At 65.7% G+C, this 15,576-nt stretch carries 12 protein-coding genes; 5 read left to right on the top strand and 7 right to left on the bottom strand.

Translation table 11 applies throughout. From position 1 onward, the window contains the following. Nucleotides 1–296 precede the first annotated feature (296 nt). The 3 genes from C7I84_RS13885 (at nt 297) to C7I84_RS13875 (ending at nt 3,257) form a co-directional block, all read left to right on the top strand. Entirely contained in the window at nt 297–1,334 is a 1,038-nt protein-coding gene (locus C7I84_RS13885) for an ABC transporter ATP-binding protein (protein ID WP_106772794.1), read from the top strand. Between the two features lie 277 nt (nt 1,335–1,611). Next, nucleotides 1,612–2,466 carry an ABC transporter permease gene (locus C7I84_RS13880; protein ID WP_106772793.1) on the top strand — a complete coding sequence of 285 codons (855 nt, stop codon included), beginning with the start codon at nt 1,612–1,614 and terminating at the stop codon, nt 2,464–2,466. Further along, entirely contained in the window at nt 2,463–3,257 is a 795-nt protein-coding gene (locus C7I84_RS13875) for an ABC transporter permease (protein ID WP_106772792.1), read from the top strand. Before C7I84_RS13880 ends, C7I84_RS13875 begins: the two co-directional genes overlap by 4 nt. A gap of 299 nt (nt 3,258–3,556) precedes the next feature. Here C7I84_RS13875 and C7I84_RS13870 read toward each other — a convergent pair whose 3' ends face one another. The 7 genes from C7I84_RS13870 to C7I84_RS13840 all read right to left on the bottom strand — a co-directional run bounded on the left by C7I84_RS13870 (nt 3,557) and on the right by C7I84_RS13840 (nt 11,448). Continuing rightward, nucleotides 3,557–4,960 carry an MATE family efflux transporter gene (locus C7I84_RS13870; RefSeq protein ID WP_425351343.1) on the bottom strand — a complete coding sequence of 468 codons (1,404 nt, stop codon included), beginning with the start codon at nt 4,958–4,960 and terminating at the stop codon, nt 3,557–3,559. Nucleotides 4,961–5,324: 364 nt separating this feature from the next. Beyond that, complete coding sequence (locus tag C7I84_RS13865) at nt 5,325–6,467, bottom strand: Gfo/Idh/MocA family protein (RefSeq protein ID WP_106772790.1); 1,143 nt, start codon at nt 6,465–6,467, stop codon at nt 5,325–5,327. Nucleotides 6,468–6,478: 11 nt separating this feature from the next. Beyond that, complete coding sequence (locus C7I84_RS13860; protein WP_106772789.1) at nt 6,479–7,225, bottom strand: sugar phosphate isomerase/epimerase family protein; 747 nt, start codon at nt 7,223–7,225, stop codon at nt 6,479–6,481. Between the two features lie 29 nt (nt 7,226–7,254). Next, complete coding sequence (locus tag C7I84_RS13855; RefSeq protein ID WP_106772788.1) at nt 7,255–8,340, bottom strand: ABC transporter ATP-binding protein; 1,086 nt, start codon at nt 8,338–8,340, stop codon at nt 7,255–7,257. A gap of 2 nt (nt 8,341–8,342) precedes the next feature. Further along, the gene (locus C7I84_RS13850) at nt 8,343–9,257 is read right to left on the bottom strand and encodes a carbohydrate ABC transporter permease (RefSeq protein WP_245428435.1); all 915 of its coding nucleotides are present in this window, start codon (nt 9,255–9,257) and stop codon (nt 8,343–8,345) included. Further along, nucleotides 9,250–10,143 (bottom strand): carbohydrate ABC transporter permease, encoded by an 894-nt coding sequence (locus C7I84_RS13845; RefSeq protein ID WP_106772786.1) that lies wholly within the window; start codon nt 10,141–10,143, stop codon nt 9,250–9,252. Before C7I84_RS13845 ends, C7I84_RS13850 begins: the two co-directional genes overlap by 8 nt. 66 nt (nt 10,144–10,209) lie before the next feature. After that, on the bottom strand, nt 10,210–11,448 hold the full coding sequence (locus C7I84_RS13840; protein ID WP_106772785.1) for an ABC transporter substrate-binding protein: 1,239 nt from the start codon (nt 11,446–11,448) through the stop codon (nt 10,210–10,212). A 396-nt stretch (nt 11,449–11,844) separates the two neighbouring features. On the opposite strand from C7I84_RS13840, the gene C7I84_RS13835 reads away from it, so the two are divergent. Then, nucleotides 11,845–12,861, top strand: a complete 1,017-nt coding sequence (locus tag C7I84_RS13835; RefSeq protein WP_106772784.1) for a LacI family transcriptional regulator — start codon at nt 11,845–11,847, stop codon at nt 12,859–12,861. Between the two features lie 249 nt (nt 12,862–13,110). Then, nucleotides 13,111–15,414, top strand: coding sequence for a hybrid sensor histidine kinase/response regulator (locus C7I84_RS13830; protein WP_133170095.1), 2,304 nt, complete (start codon nt 13,111–13,113; stop codon nt 15,412–15,414). Nucleotides 15,415–15,576: the final 162 nt, after the last annotated feature.

Raw genomic sequence — 15,576 nt, 5'->3', positions numbered from 1 at the left:
CGGATCGAGATTTGCCAGCCCGTCCGGGTCCATTTCAGTTCCAGGGTGGCGCTATATGGCCGAAACCACATGGCGCACCTCCAGTTCGAGAGCGAGGCCCGTCGCCCCCTTCGACAAGCTCAGGAGTTGGGGTGGCCCATCCTCCCCAATGCGCCGGCTGGCTCGGCGCCCCTGCTTCCGCCCCCGAATTCTTTGCCGGCATCGATCTAAGCGCGAAATCGCGCTGCTTGCCACCGATTTGACTATTTGCAGGTCCTGAGGCGCAGCGAAGCCGCCTCATCCATCGGGATGCACCCATGTCCGGATTAGCGATCCAGTCCGTCACCAAACGCTTCGGCGACTTCAACGCCGTCGACGACGTCAGCCTGTCGGTGCCGCACGGCACCTTCGTCTGCCTGCTCGGCCCGTCCGGCTGCGGTAAGACCACGCTGCTCAGGATGATTGCCGGCTTGGAGGAGCCGACCGCCGGCGCCATCCTGCTCGACGGCGCGGACATCACCGGAGTGCCCACCCACAAGCGCAGTTTCGGCATGGTCTTCCAGTCGCTGGCGCTGTTCCCGCATCTGTCGGTCGGCGACAACATCGCCTATGCGCTACGCATCCGCGGCGCGCCGAAGGACGAGCAGAAGAAGCGAGCCGACGAGCTGCTGAAGCTGGTGCACCTGCCCGGCTTCGCCGACCGGCCGGTGGCGAAGCTCTCCGGCGGCCAGCGCCAGCGCGTCGCCATCGCCCGGGCGCTGGCACTGTCGCCAAAACTGTTCCTGCTCGACGAGCCGATGTCGGCACTCGACGCGAAGCTGCGCGAATCCATGCAGGTGGAATTGCGCCAGTTGCAGCAGCGCCTCGGCATCACCACCATCGTCGTCACCCACGACCAGCGCGAGGCCATGACCATGGCCGACCTCGTCGTCGTCATGGGCGAGGGCCGCATCCGCCAGGCCGCGGCGCCGATCGAGATCTACCGCAAGCCCGCCGACGCCTTCGTCGCCGACTTCATCGGCTCGACCAACCTCTTGCAGGCCAGCGCCGATTCCGCCGGTCGCGCCACCATCCTCGGCAGCGCCGTTGCCGGCCTCGCCCTGCCCTCGGGTGTGGCGAAAGCGTCCGTGTCGATCCGGCCGGAGGACGTGCGGCTCGGCGCGCCAGGCTCCGGCGCCGTCGACGGTACGGTGACCTTCGTGCGCGACCTCGGCGCCACCATCGAGACCTACGTGGAAACGGCTGGCACCACCATCGTCGCCGTCACCACCCCGCGTGAGCGCGTCGACGTCGCGGCGGGAGACAAGGTTGGCGTCATCCTGCCTGCCGAAAGCTGCGTGGTGGTGAAGTCATGAGCGCCGCGTTGGAACAACGCCCCTTATCGCATTTGGCAAACGGCAAGGAATTCGGTCGCCTCGTACCCCCACCCCTAACCCCTCCCCACAAGGGGGAGGGGGACTTTGCTGCTGCTCCATGCGAAACGGTCGACGATTGGCGCCTGGCGGAAATGCTGGCCAGTTCCCCTCCCCCTTGTGGGGAGGGGTTAGGGGTGGGGGTGTTTTCATATGCGATTGCGCGGCCTCGAGAGGAAGAGGTTAGGGGTGGGGGTATCTTCCGTTCGGAGCGCCTGCCATGAAACGCGAGCCCCCAAAAACCCTCGCAGACTACACGCCGCTTTTCTTCCCGGCGGTGATGCTGATCGTCTTCTTCGTCATCCCCTTCTCGACGATGATCGCCGTCAGCTTCTTCCGGCGTGACCCGGCCGGCTTCTACAAGCCGGATTTCGTGTTCGACAACTACGCCCGCTTCCTGTCGCTGTTTTTCGCCAACATCCTCGGCTTCTCGCTGATGCTGGCGGTGCTGGTGGCGATCGTCTGCGTCGTCGTCGCCTTCCCCTTCACCTATCTGCTGACGAAACAGTCGCGCAAGGTGCAGACCATCTGGCTGGTCTGCCTGCTCTCGGTGCTGTCGCTGTCGGAGGTCATCATCGGCTTCGCCTGGTCGACGCTGTTCTCGCGCACCGCCGGTATCACCAACCTCGCCGTCTGGCTGGGGCTGATGGACAAACCCGTGGCGCTGCTGCCCTCCTTCGGCGTGGTGCTCACCGGCATGGTCTACCAGGCGCTGCCCTACACCATCCTGGTGCTCTACCCCGCCCTCGTGCGGCTCGACCCGACGCTCACCGAGGCGGCGCGCACGCTCGGCTCCTCGCCGGTGCGCGCCTTCCTCAACGTGGTGCTGCCGGCGCTGCGCAACACGGTGGTGGCCACACTCATCATGGTGTTCGTCTTCGCGCTCGGCTCGTACCTGTTGCCGCAGCTGCTCGGCCGGCCGCAGCACTGGACGCTGTCGGTGCACATCACCGACCAGGCGATCTACCAGTCGAACATGCCGTTCGCCGCGGCGATGGCGGTGTTCCTGGTGCTGATCTCGCTGGCGCTGGTCGGCCTGACGCTGCTCGCGGGGCGCAGGGAGAACGCGCTATGACCGGGACCATCCTGCGCCGGCTCGGCTTCTTCGCCGTCGCCCTGTTCATGGCCCTGCCGCTGATCGTCGTGGCGGGCGTCTCCGTCAACGAGAAGCAGGACCTCACCTTCCCGCCGGTCGGCTTCTCGCTTTCCTGGTACGGACAGATTTTCGCCGACCCGGAATGGCGGCGGGCGCTGATCTCGTCGCTGCTGCTTGCCGTCAGCGCTGCGGCGATCGCGGTTGCCATCGCGCTGCCGCTCGCCTGGTTCCTGTGGCGCCGCATCGCGCCGTGGGCCAACATCTTCCAGCTTCTCGGCGTCGCGCCCTTCATCCTGCCGCCGGTCATCACCGCGCTCGGGCTGCTGACCTTCTGGGCCACCAGCGGCCTCTACGGCCAGCCTTGGACGGCGGCGATCAGCCACGGCATCTTCTTCGTCACCCTGCCGCTGGTGACGCTGTCGCTGGGTTTCGCCTCGATCGACCGCGCGCTGGTCGAGGCCGCCTCCACGATGGGCGCCGACGACCGCACGGTGCTGAGAACCGTCGTGCTGCCGCTGATCCTGCCCTACCTGGTCTCGGGCTACGCCTTCGCCTTCGTGCTGTCGCTCAACGAATATATCGTCGCCTACATGACCGTCGGCTTCACCGTCGAGACGCTGCCGATCAAGATCTTCAACGCGTTGCGCTACGGCTACACGCCGACCATGGCGGCCGTGTCGATCTTCTTCGTGGCCATCGCGGCGATCGTCTTCGGACTGATCGGCCGCTTCGGCGACATCCGAAAACTGCTCGGCGCGATGGGCGGATAGCGCATTCCCCCGTTCTACGCAGGGCAATGGCCATGGCACTACCCCCACCCCTAACCCCTCCCCACAAGGGGGAGGGGACCGGCTTGCACTTCCGCCATGCACCTGTCGTCAACTGTTTCGCGTGGCATGGCGGCCGCAAAGTCCCCCTCCCCCTTGTGGGGAGGGGTCAGGGGTGGGGGTACGGGGCGGCCGAATTTCTCGCCGCCATATGTGATTGTCCTGCCGTTCTACGGGGAGAAGGTCCCGGCAGGGAGATGAGGGCAGGAGCCGGTATCGTGCGGCTTGGCGCCGGGAAAACCCTACCCGAACGCCCTTTGCTCATCCGCCAGCCCAAGCCTTTCGCGCCGCAGCCAGCGCGACAGCAGCAGCACCGCGACCACGGCCAGGCCGACGCACAGCCCGACCCAGATGCCGGTGCCGGCGAACCCGAGCGGGAAGGCGAGCAGCACGCCGAGCGGCAGGCCGATGCCCCAATAGCCGAGCGCCGCGAACAGCATCGGCACCTTGGTGTCGTGCAGGCCGCGCAGCATGCCGGCGCCGACCGCCTGGGCGCCGTCGGCTACCTGGAACAGCGCCGCGAAGGCGAGGAAGGTGACCGCGAGTGCCACCACCTCCGCATTGCCCGGGTCGCCGGCATCGATGAAGGCGCCGATCAGCGGGCGCGGGACGGTGACCATGATCAACGCCATCAGCGCCATAAAGCCGACGCCCATGACGAAGGCGGTCCAGCCGGCGCGGCCGATGCCGTCGGGATCGCGCGCGCCGAAGGCGAGGCCGACGCGCACCGTAACCGCCTGGCTCAGCCCGAGCGGCACCATGAAGGAGATCGAGGCGAGCTGGATGGCGATGGCATGGGCGGCGAGAGCGGCCGACGAGATCAGCCCCATCAGCAGTGCCGCCGCGTTGAAGATGGTCACCTCGAAGGCGAGGATGCCGCCGATCGGCAGACCGAGCTTGAGCAGCGCCATGAAGCGCGGCCAGTCGGCCCGCCAGAAGCGGCCGAACAGCCGGTAGCGGCGGAACCGCCGCTCGATCGTCACCACCGCCGCCATGCCCAGAAACATCAGCAGGCTCGACAGCGTCGTCGCCGCTCCCGCGCCGGCGATGCCCATCGTCGGGAAGCCGAGATTGCCGAACATCAGGCACCAGTTGGCGAGCACGTTGAAGGCGACCGCCGCGAAGACGATGACCAGCGCCCAGCCCGGCCGCTCCAGCGCCGAGATGAAGGAGCGCAGCACGATGTAGCCGTAGAAGGGCAGCACCGCCCATTGCAGCCAGACCATGTATTGGCCGGCCAGCTCCGCCAGCGCCGGGTCCTGCCCCATCCAGACGAGCATGGCTTCCGTGTTCCACAGGAACAGCCAGATCGGGATCGATACGAGCCCGGCCAGCCACAGCCCCTGCCGCACGGTGCGGCGCACGTCGCGCACCGAGTGGCGCTTGCGGCCGAGCTCGGTGGCGATCATCGGCGACGTCGCCAGGATCAGGCCGAGCCCGAAGATCAGCGGCATGAAATAGAGATTGGAGCCGAGCGCGCCGGCTGCCAGCGCCTGCGGGCCGAGCCGCCCCATCATCATCACGTCGGTGGCGTTCATCGCCGTCTGGCCGAGATTGGTCAGGATCATCGGCCAGGCCAGCGACAGCATCGCGCGCGCTTCGCCGCGCCAGGGGCTTTCCGGCGCTTTCACGCCGGCCTGCGTCATCGTCATTGCTCTTACTTTCACAGCGTCGGGCGCGACGAGATCGTCAAGCGCCACGCATCCCGCGAAACGGCGGGCTATCCTAGTGAACGCGCCTGTGACCGATATTTGTGGCGAAGGCAAGGTCCGCCGGCATGGGTTCGATTGAGCCAAGGGCGTTATGCGCCGCCGGATCCTGCTTGCGGTGCGTCCGTCGAGGCTCGCCCTTCGATATTTCGGCCCCCAAAAGCCTCCGCCCCGCGGGCTCGCACCTCAGGTGCGAGCCCGGACGATCCTCGAATGCGTCTACCGGCCACGGCGGGCGAGCCTCGAAGGACGCACCCTGGCGAAAAAGCGTGGCCGGACAAATCGCTTCAGAAATCCTCCCTTACTTCTTCTTCGCCAGCAATGCCTTCGCCGCCTTCGGTCCGAGCGCCGCGGGTCGCTCGCAGGTCGTCGTCATCTCCACGAATTTTCCGGTCTCGCCGGCCTTGAGGATGCCGGTCATCACCTCGACGGCGTGCAGCGCCAGCTCCATCGAGCAGCGGTGCGGCCGGCCTTCGGCAATGGCGATGGCCATGTCGGCGAGGCCGACGGTGCGATAGTTGGCCATCATGCCGATCGAATGCTTCTGGTTGGGCACGCCGAGCGGATGCTCCCATTTCGGCATCTTCTTGATCGCCGAGGCCTGCCTGGTGAAGGTGACCTGGCCGCCGAAGAAGTTGGGATCGGGCACATGGATGGTGCCTTCCTCGCCATAGAGTTCCATCGGCTTGTGGCTGTGGTTCCATACGTCCCAACTGGAATTCAGCGTCACCACCGCGCCATTCTCGAATTCCGCGAGGGCATGGATGGTCGTCGGCGTCGTCACCTTGATCTTCTCGCCGAAGCGCGGCTTCGAGGTGATGGTGCGCTCCGGCGAGGGCGTCGAGGAGATGGCGGCGACGCGTTTCACCGGGCCGATGAGCTGGATCAGGTTGGTGACGTAGTAGGGGCCGACGTCGAGCACCGGGCCGGCGCCGGGCTGGAAGAAGAAGTCCGGGTTCGGGTGCCAGTGCTCCATGCCGTGGCTCATCACGAAGGCGGTACCGCTGGTGATCCTGCCGACCTTGCCGCTGTCGATGATATCGCGGGCGAGCTGGTGCGCGCCGCCGAGGAAGGTGTCCGGCGCCGAGCCGATGCGCAGCTTCTTCTTCTCGGCGCGCGTCTTGAGGTCGGTACCCTCCTTGACGGTCAGCACGAACGGCTTTTCGGAATAGACGTGCTTGCCGGCGTCAAGGATCTCCTTCGATACCGCGTAGTGGACCGCCGGCACCGTCAGGTTGACGACGATGTCGATGTCATCGGCCTTGAGCAGGTCCTCCACCGTCTCGGCGCGCACCTTGAACTCCTTGGCGCGCGCCTTGGCCACGTCCATGTTGATGTCGGCGCAGGCCTTCATGGTGAAGCCGCGGAAGAGCGGCGCGAGCGAGAAATAGGCCGCGGAGATGTTGCCGCAGCCGATCACCCCCACTCCAAGCTTTTTTGCCATATGCGTGTCCCTCAAAAACTGCTGACCGCCGCGATCGACCGGCTGGCGAAGCGCCGGAAGTCGTTCGGGTTGTCCTGTTCCATGATGTAATATTTTGCCGGCGTCCTGGCCTTCAGCGTCGCCAGCAGGCCTTTCCAGTCCACCGTGCCGTGGCCGACATCCGACCAGCCGTCCTCGTCGGCGTTCTCGCCGGCCGGGGCGATGTCCTTGACGTGCACGGCGACGATGCGCTGGCCATGCTCGCCGATCCATTTCAACGGGTCGGCGCCGCCGCGGATCACCCAGGCAACGTCGATCTCCCAGCCGAGATCGGGCGCGCCCTCGAAAATCCGGTCCTGCGGGGTCGAGCCGTCGGCAAGCGGCTGGAACTCGAAGTCGTGATTGTGCCAGGCGAAGGCCAAGCCGGCGTCCTCAGCCCGCTTGGCAACCGCCGCCAGCCGCTTGCCGAAGCCGCGCCAGCCTTCGGCGTCAGCCGGCCGATCGGGCGCCTGCAGATAGGGGCAGGCGATCAGCTTCATGCCGAGCGTCCTGGCGATCGTCTCCGCCATGCCGAAATCGGTCTCCAGCATGTCGATCGGGAAATGCCCGCTCGGCATGGCAAGACCGTTCCTGTCGAGATCGGCGCGGAAGGCCGACGGCTCGGCATAGACGCCACCGAAACCCTCGACCTGCTTGTAGCCGAGTTCGCCGAGCGTCTTCAATACGTCCGACCAGGGCTGGAAGTTGCGGGCGCTGTAGAGTTGGAAGGACCAGGTCATCGGAACATTCCCATTGCTGTCGAAGGGTGTCAGAGGCGGACGCCGGTATCGGCGTCGAAGAGCGAGGCGCGCAGCGGATCGAAGCCGATCACGATCTGATCGCCGACGGTCGGCGCACGCTCGGAGGAGACGCGCACGGTAAAATTCTGGCTGGCAAGCCTGGCCCATACTAGCGTGTCGGAGCCCATCGGCTCGACCACCTCGACCGTCGTGGCGGAGGAGAACGGCCAGCCGGTGCCGCTGTTGAGGCCGACATGCTCGGGCCGCATGCCGAACACCGCCGGGCCGGGGCGGAAGCCGGCCGCGTCGAAGGCGTAGGTCGCGAGCGGGATATCCAGCCCGTCGGCGACGAAGCGCGGCTGGCCGTCGCGCGGCTCCAGCCGGCCTTCCAGGAAATTCATGCCGGGCGAGCCGATGAAGCCGGCGACGAAGCGGTTGACCGGCTTGCCGTAGATCGCCTGCGGCGCGTCGAGCTGCTGGATCAGCCCGCCCTTCATCACCGCGATGCGGTCGGCCAGCGTCATCGCCTCGATCTGGTCGTGGGTGACGTAGATCATGGTGTTGCCGAGCTTCTGGTGCAGCCGCTTGATCTCGACCCTCAGCTCCGAGCGCAGCTTTGCGTCGAGGTTGCTGAGCGGCTCGTCGAACAGGAAGACGTCGACGTCGCGCACCAGCGCCCGGCCGATCGCCACGCGCTGGCGCTGGCCGCCCGACAGCGCCGCCGGCCGGCGCTTGAGCAGCGGCTCGATCTGCAGGATGGAGGCGGCGCGGGCGATGCGCCTGGCGATCTCGTCCTTCGGCAGGCCGGCATTCTTAAGGCCGAAGGAGAGATTCCCCTCCACCGACATCTGCGGGTAGAGGGCGTAGGACTGGAACACCATGCCGATGCCGCGGTCCTTCGGCTCCTCCCAGGTGACGTTCTTGCCGTTGATGAAAATCTGCCCGGCCGACACGTCGAGCAGCCCGGCGATGCAGTTGAGCAGGGTCGACTTGCCGCAGCCCGACGGCCCGAGCAGCACGATGAACTCGCCTTCGGTCACGTCGAGATTGAGGGATTTCAGCACCTCGACGGCGCCGAAGTTGAGCGAGACGTCTTTGACCAGGACGCTCGTCATGCTCAGCCCTTCACCGCGCCGGCGGCGATGCCGCGCACGAACAGCTTTCCGGAGATGAAGTAGATGACCAGCGGCACGAGGCCGGTGAGCAGGGTCGCTGCCATGTTGACGTTGTACTCCTTCACGCCCTGGACGGAATTGACGATGTTGTTGAGCTGGACCGTCATCGGATAGGTATCGGGGCGCGTGTAGACGACGCCGAACAGGAAGTCGTTCCAGATGCCGGTGATCTGGATGATCAGCGCCACCACGAAGATCGGCAGCGACATCGGCAGCATGATCTTGAGATAGATGCCCCAGAACCCGGCGCCATCGACGCGCGCGGCCTTGAACAGCTCCTCCGGGACCGAGGTGAAGTAGTTGCGGAAGAGCAGGGTCAGGATCGGCATGCCGAAGATGCAATGCACGATGACGAGGCCCCAGAGGCTGCCATAGAGACCGATCTCGCGCAGGATGATGACGATGGGATAGAGCATCACCTGGTAGGGGATGAAGGCGCCGAAGATCAGGATGGCGAAGAACGTCTCCGAGCCCTTGAAGCGCCAGTTGGCCAGCGCGTAGCCGTTCACCGAGGCGATGGCGATCGAGATGATCACCGACGGTACGGTGATGCGCACCGAATTCCAGAAGCCGCGGGAAAGGCCGTCGCAATTCAGCCCGGTGCAGGCCGTCGCCCACGCCTTGACCCAGGGCTCGAAGGTGATTTCGACGGGCGGCGAGAAGATGTTGCCGAGCCGGATTTCCGGCATGCCCTTGAGCGAGGTGACCACCATCACATAGAGCGGCAGCAGGTAGTAGATCGCCACGACGAGCAGCGTGCCGTAGACGATGACGTTGCGGCGCGAGATGGCGCGGCGGGGGCGGGGGCCGTGCGGCTCCACTCCGGCCGAGGACGCGAAGACGGCAGGACTAGCCACGGCGCTTGCCTCCGAATTCGAGATAGGCCCACGGGATGATGATGATGGCGACGCTGAGCAGCATCATCGTCGAGGCGGCGAAGCCCTGGCCGAGGTTCTGGGCCCGGAACATGAACTCATAGACGTATTTGGCGGGAACCTCCGAGGCGTTGCCGGGTCCGCCGCCGGTCTGCGCGACCACCAGGTCGTAGAGCTTGACGATGCCCGAGGTGATGATGACGAGCGTGGTGATGAAGACCGGCCGCATCATCGGGATGACGATGAAGAGATAGGTCTTCCACATCGGGATGCCGTCCACGCGCGCGGCCTTCCAGATGTCCTCGTCTATGCCGCGCAGGCCGGCAAGCATCAGGCACATGACCAGCCCGGTCCCCTGCCACAGGCCGGCGATCAGGATGCCGTACATGACGATGTCGGCGTTATAGAGCGGATCGAAAGTGAAGCTCTCGAAGCCGAGGCTCCTCACGATGTGCTGGATGCCGAACTGCGGATTGAGAATCCACTGCCAGACCAGCCCGGTGACGACGAAGCTGAGCGCGAACGGATAAAGAAAGATCGTCCGGAACGTGTTCTCGAAGCGGATCTTCTGGTCGAGCAGGGCGGCGAGGACGAAGCCGATCACCAGGCTGAGAATCAGCGACAGGACGCCGTAGACGGCCAGGTTCTCGATCGACACCAGCCAGCGCGGCGCCGACCACAGCCGTTCGTACTGATCGAGGCCGACAAAGCGCAGGCGCGGCAGCAGCTTCGAATCCGTGAACGAATAGACGACCGTCCAAAGCGTGCCGCCGAGGAACACGCAAAGCGCCGTCAGGATCATCGGGATCGAGGCGATCTTAGCGTTGACGTTCTTGAAAAGCCCGCTGGGACGGGTCCGGTCTGCCATCAGCTTCCCTCGGGATGGAATGGCCGGAGACGCCGGCCGCAGTGGGCCGGCGCCGCGGAAGCCGCCTCAGTCGGCGGCGCCGATGATCTCGGCAAAGCGCGCCTGGGCGGCTTCGGCCGTCAGGCTCGGCGTGCTGAAGAACTCGGACATGAGGTCGTTCATCTGCTGGGTCGTGTCCGGGCTGATCAGTTCGTCGGTCCACTGCATGGTCTTGCCGGCGGCGAGGATCTCGAGGCCTTTCTTCATGCAGTCATTGGCCGTCGTCAGATCGACGTCGCCGCGCACCGGCAGCGAGCCCTTCTTGAGGTTGAAGGCGACCTGCGCTTCCTTGGACATCAGCACCGAAGCCAGCGCCTCCTGCGCCTTCGACTTTTCCGGATCGTCGAGCTTGGGGAAGTAGAAGGCGTCGCCGCCGGTGGCGATGACGGCATTGAGGCCGAGGCCGGGCAGGCAGGTATAATCCTTGCCCGCCACCTGGCCGGCCACCTGGAACTCGCCCTGCGCCCAGTCGCCCATGATCTGCCCGCCGGCCTGGCCGCCGATGACCATGGCGGTCGCCTCGTTCCAGTTCTGCACGTTCGACTTCGCGGCCAGCTTGCGCGCGTCGTCGGCAGCCTTGAACACTTTTGCGATCTCGGGACCTCCGGCCACGTCGGCGCTCTTGTCCTTGTAGACCTTGAGGAAGGTTTCCGGTCCGACGATCGCCGCCATCAGCACGTTGAGCGCGCCGGACTGCTGCCAGGCTTGCTTGCCCATCGCCAGCGGAATCTTGCCCGCCTTTTCGAGCGCCGGACCGGCAGCGACGAACTCGTCCCAGTTCTTCGGCACCGGCACGCCGGCATCGGCGAACGCCTTGTTGGACAGCCAGATCCACTGCCAGGAGTGGATGTTGACCGGCACGCAGTAGATCTTGCCGTCGAGCGTGCAGTTCTGCAGCAGCGTCGGCGGGTTGATCAATCCGGTCCAGTTCTCCTTGGCGGCGAGTTCGGTGAAGTCGCGCATCAGGCCTTCCTGGACCAGTTCCTCGGCCTGGCGGCCGTGGTTGAACTGTGTAGCGCCCATCGGATCGCCGCCGGTGATGCGGCTGATCATGACCGGCCGGGCGGTGTCGCCGGAACCGGCGATGGCACCGTCGACCCATTTGTTGCCGGTTGCGTCGAAGGCCTTGGCGAATTCGGCGACGGCAGCCGCTTCGCCGCCCGAGGTCCACCAATGGGTGACTTCGAGATCGGTCGCGTGAGCCGGTACGGTTGCTAGGAACGCTACGCCGGCAGCGAGCACGGCACGCGAAAATCGATAACGCATCGGTATTCCTCCCTGAAACTGAAACGTTACAGATTTTTCTGTATTGGATTTGTCAGGAGCACGCAACCCGACTTCTGGCTGACACGCCAAGTTTTTTCGACGCCCGAAATTATGATCTCCTGCAATCGGATCGTTGCGGTGCAAAACATCTGTATTGCGATGCACAAGTGCACGGGAATGCCGAAACGGCCCAAACCGGGCGTTTACAATGGTGCGTTTTCCTGGCCCACAGCGGCCGCCTTTTGCCCCATACGTGAATGCAGCATTGAAATCTGCAACGTTTCAGATTATCCGGGCGATATCGACCGCCGGCAGCATTTGCCGCAGGCCGCAATTGCCGTGGAACCGTGGGCCTGATAGGCGGACGCCATGCGGGGCACGGGCAGAGAGGGGCAGATGAGCGAGCGAACGGTGGAGGCCCCGCGGCCGACGCTGAAGACGATCGCCTTCATGACCGGGCTCGGCGTCACCACCGTGTCGCGGGCACTGAAGGACGCTCCCGACATCGGGGAGGAGACGAAGCGGCGGGTACAGCTCGTCGCCCGTCAGATCGGCTACCGGCCGAACCGGGCCGGCGTTCGCCTGCGCACCGGCAAGACCAATGTCATCAGCCTAGTGCTGGACACCGACCAGCAGATCATGAGCTTCGTGTCGGACATCATCTACGGAATCTCCGAAGTGATCGCCGACACGCCCTACCACCTCATCGTCACGCCCTATTCCCGCTCGCGGGACCCGCTTGAGCCGGTGCGCTACGTCGTGGAAACCGGGTCGGCGGACGGTGTCATCATCTCGCGCACCCAGCCCAACGATCCGCGCGCCCGCTACCTGCTCGAGCACGGCATGCCCTTCGCCACGCATGGGCGCACCGACATGGGCCTTGTGCACCCGTTTCACGACTTCGACAATTACGCCTTCGCCCAGATCGCTGTGCGCCAACTGGCCGCGATGGGCCGGCGCCGACTGGCCCTGCTGGCACCGCCCACCGGCCTGACCTACTACGCCCACACCGTCGACGGCTTCGCCGACGCGCTGAACGAGGTCGGTGCTACCGAAGTGTCCTTCAACGCGGTGTCGATCGATCACACGCTCGAGCATATCCGCGGCCGTACCACGCAGATCATGCGCCGGAGCGACCGTCCGGACGGTTTCGTCAGCAGCGCCGCGGCGGCGACGCTGGCGATCGTCGCCGGCATCGAGGATGCCGGGCTGAAACTCGGCCGCGACGTGGACGTGGTGTCGAAGCAGTCTTCGGACCTGCTGCATCTGTTCCGGCCGGAACTGCTGGTGGTCAACGAGGATTTCCGCCTCGCCGGCGAGGAACTCGCCCGCTCCGTTCTCGGCTGGATCGGCGGCAAGGATCCCAGCTCGCTGCAGACGTTGTCCGTTCCCGGAGCGGTGGACACGCGATAGGGTCTGAGGGCGAGGCACGGCAGCCCCGTCGACCGCTCCTCGTCTGCGGCTGTTCTTCGCGGCGTGGCGCGCGATTTCGCTTTCATGCGCAGAAGCTTTAGTAGTTCAGTCCGCGGCCTTCCGGTGCTAATTGATGATATTTCGGGACGTTCGCCAACTGAAGGCGAACATTGATGTGACGCCATCGGGATAGAGCGGCGTTTGCAATACAAAGGTCGGCATGTGAGACCTTTCGAAGAAAAGCCTCGCGTGGAACAGGCTGACGCCACGGCCGCCTCCGCCGACGCGATCCTGGCTGCGGCGATCCGTTCGTCGCTGGACTGCATCGTCGTCACCGACGAGACCGGCCGCGTCATCGAATTCAACGCGGCGGCGGAGACGACATTCGGCTGTCGCCGCGCCGTTGCCATCGGCGCCACGATCTACGACCTCATCGTCCCGCCGCGCCTGCGCGACGCGCATCCCATTGGTCGCAACGCCTTTTTGGCGGAAGGCGTCCCACGCCTGCTCGGGCAGCGTTCAGAACAGATCGCGGTGCGCGCCGACGGCAGCGAGTTTCCGGTGGAGCTTGCGATCACGGAGGCGCGCAGCGGCAGCCGGCGCTTCTTCGTCGCGACCCTGCGCGATCTCTCAGCGCGCCACGCCAGGGACGCCGCGCTGCTCGGCAGCCAGGCGCGGCTGGAGGCGTTCATGCGGCATGCGCCCATCGGCATGTACCTCAAGGATGTCGACGGCCGCTACCTGATCGCCAATCCCGAAATGGGAAAGGTGTTCGGGCGGCCGGCCGAAGAAGCGATCGGGCTTTCGGCCGTGGATATATTCGGGCACGAGGAAGCCGCGATGATCGCGGAGAACGACCGCCGCGTTCTGGAAGCGGGACAGGCGATCGCCGTCGAGGAATTCCTGAGCCAGGCGACGGACTATGCCTGGAGCCTGGTGGTACGCTTTCCCGTCCAGTGGGAAGACCAGCAGCAGGCGCGCATCGGCGGCTTCGATATCGACATCACCGAACTCAAGCGCTCGGCGGAGCGGCTGGCGGAGAGCGAAAAACGCTTCCGCGCCGTGACCCACCACCATCCGGTTCCGGTCGTCTTCATCGATGAGGCCAACCAGCTGATCGTCGCCAACCCGGCCTTTCGCGAGATGATGGGGGTCGGCCCGGGAGACGAGGACCGGTTCCTGCAACATCGCTGGTTCGCGACCCGCGAGGACTATCGCCGCATCAACGCCATGTCGCGCGAGGTGGCGCGCGTCGACGGCGTGGAAGCGCATTTTTGCAGGCTCGACGGATCGGTTTTCCCGGTTTCGCTTAGCTGGCGCCATGTCGAGATGGACGGTCGGCTGGTGATCGTCGGCAGCATTCTCGACCTCACCGCGAGGAAGGCGGCGGAAGCCGAACTGGCGCGCTCGCGCGAGGCGCTCGCTCAGAGCGAACGGTTGAATGCGCTGGGGTCGCTGCTTGCCGGCGTCTCGCACGAGCTCAACAATCCGCTGGCGGTCGTGTTCGCGCAGGCGGCCATGCTGGAGGAGCAGCTGGCGGGCACGGCCCATGCCGACCGGGCCGGCAAGATCAAGCGCGCGGCGGAACGCTGCGCCCGCATCGTCAAGACCTTCCTCGCAATGGCGCGGGAACGCCATCCCGAGCGCCGCAGCGTCGACGTCAACGAGTTGATCCGCGCCGCGCTCGACATAGCGAGCTACGGCCTGCGCACGGCCGGCGTCGAGGTCGACACGCGGCTCTCCGACGACCTGCCGCTGCTCGAAGTCGATCCCGATCAGCTGCACCAGGTGCTGCTCAACCTGATCATCAATGCGCAGCAGGCGCTGCAGGAGATTCCCGAGCCGCGCCACATCGAGATCGCCACGGCGATGATCGGCGGCGAGATCGAGATCCTCGTGTCGGACAACGGGCCCGGCGTTTCGGCGGAAGTCCGCAGCCGGATATTCGATCCGTTCTTCACCACCAAGCCGCAGGGCGTGGGAACCGGGATCGGGCTGGCGTTTTCGCTGGGCGTCGTGCAGGCCCACAACGGCCGGCTGGAGCTTCTCGACGGTCCGGCGGGCGCGCATTTCCGCCTGCGACTGCCGGTCGAGCCCTGCGCCGGCAGCCAGCCGGACCGGCGCGAGCCGCAGATTACGAAAGGCGGCATCGGCCGCACCGCGCTCGTCGTCGACGACGAGCCCGACGTCGCCGAGATGGTCGGGCTGTTCCTGGAGACGGAAGGCTTTTCGGTCACCGTCGTAGGGGATGGTGCCCACGCCAAGCATGCCATGGCGGCGACTCCGTTCGACGCGATCTTCTGTGACCTCAGAATGCCGAACACCGACGGCCCCGCTCTGTACGACTGGGCGCGGGAGACGGTGCCCGCCGCTGCCGACCGCTTCGTCTTCGTCACCGGAGATACGCTCGGCCTGTCGGCGGCGCATTTCCTCGAACGGGCGAGCAGGCCGGTCGTCGAAAAGCCGTTCACGCGCGAGACCATCCGGCAGGCCATCGCCGCGCTCGCCACAACGGCCCGCACCTCGGGGCCATCGCATGGCAGGGATTCCTGATTTTGACTCTTTGTTTGATCCTTCACCTCCGCCTGCCTGTGCCGCTGGGCGGGACGGCTGACGGAAGGTGCCGCATGTCGAGCGGCAAGATCGCGACTCGGTGACGGAAACCTTCTCTATAGGATCAACTTTTTGTCAGCTCGATTGAGTTGACCGGCGATC

The sequence above is a fragment of the Kumtagia ephedrae genome, from assembly GCF_003012745.1.
In the GTDB taxonomy this organism is placed as follows: Bacteria; Pseudomonadota; Alphaproteobacteria; order Rhizobiales; family Rhizobiaceae; genus Kumtagia; species Kumtagia ephedrae.
Note: the sequence above shows the minus strand (reverse complement) of the source record. Positions and strands in the feature narration are given on the sequence as shown.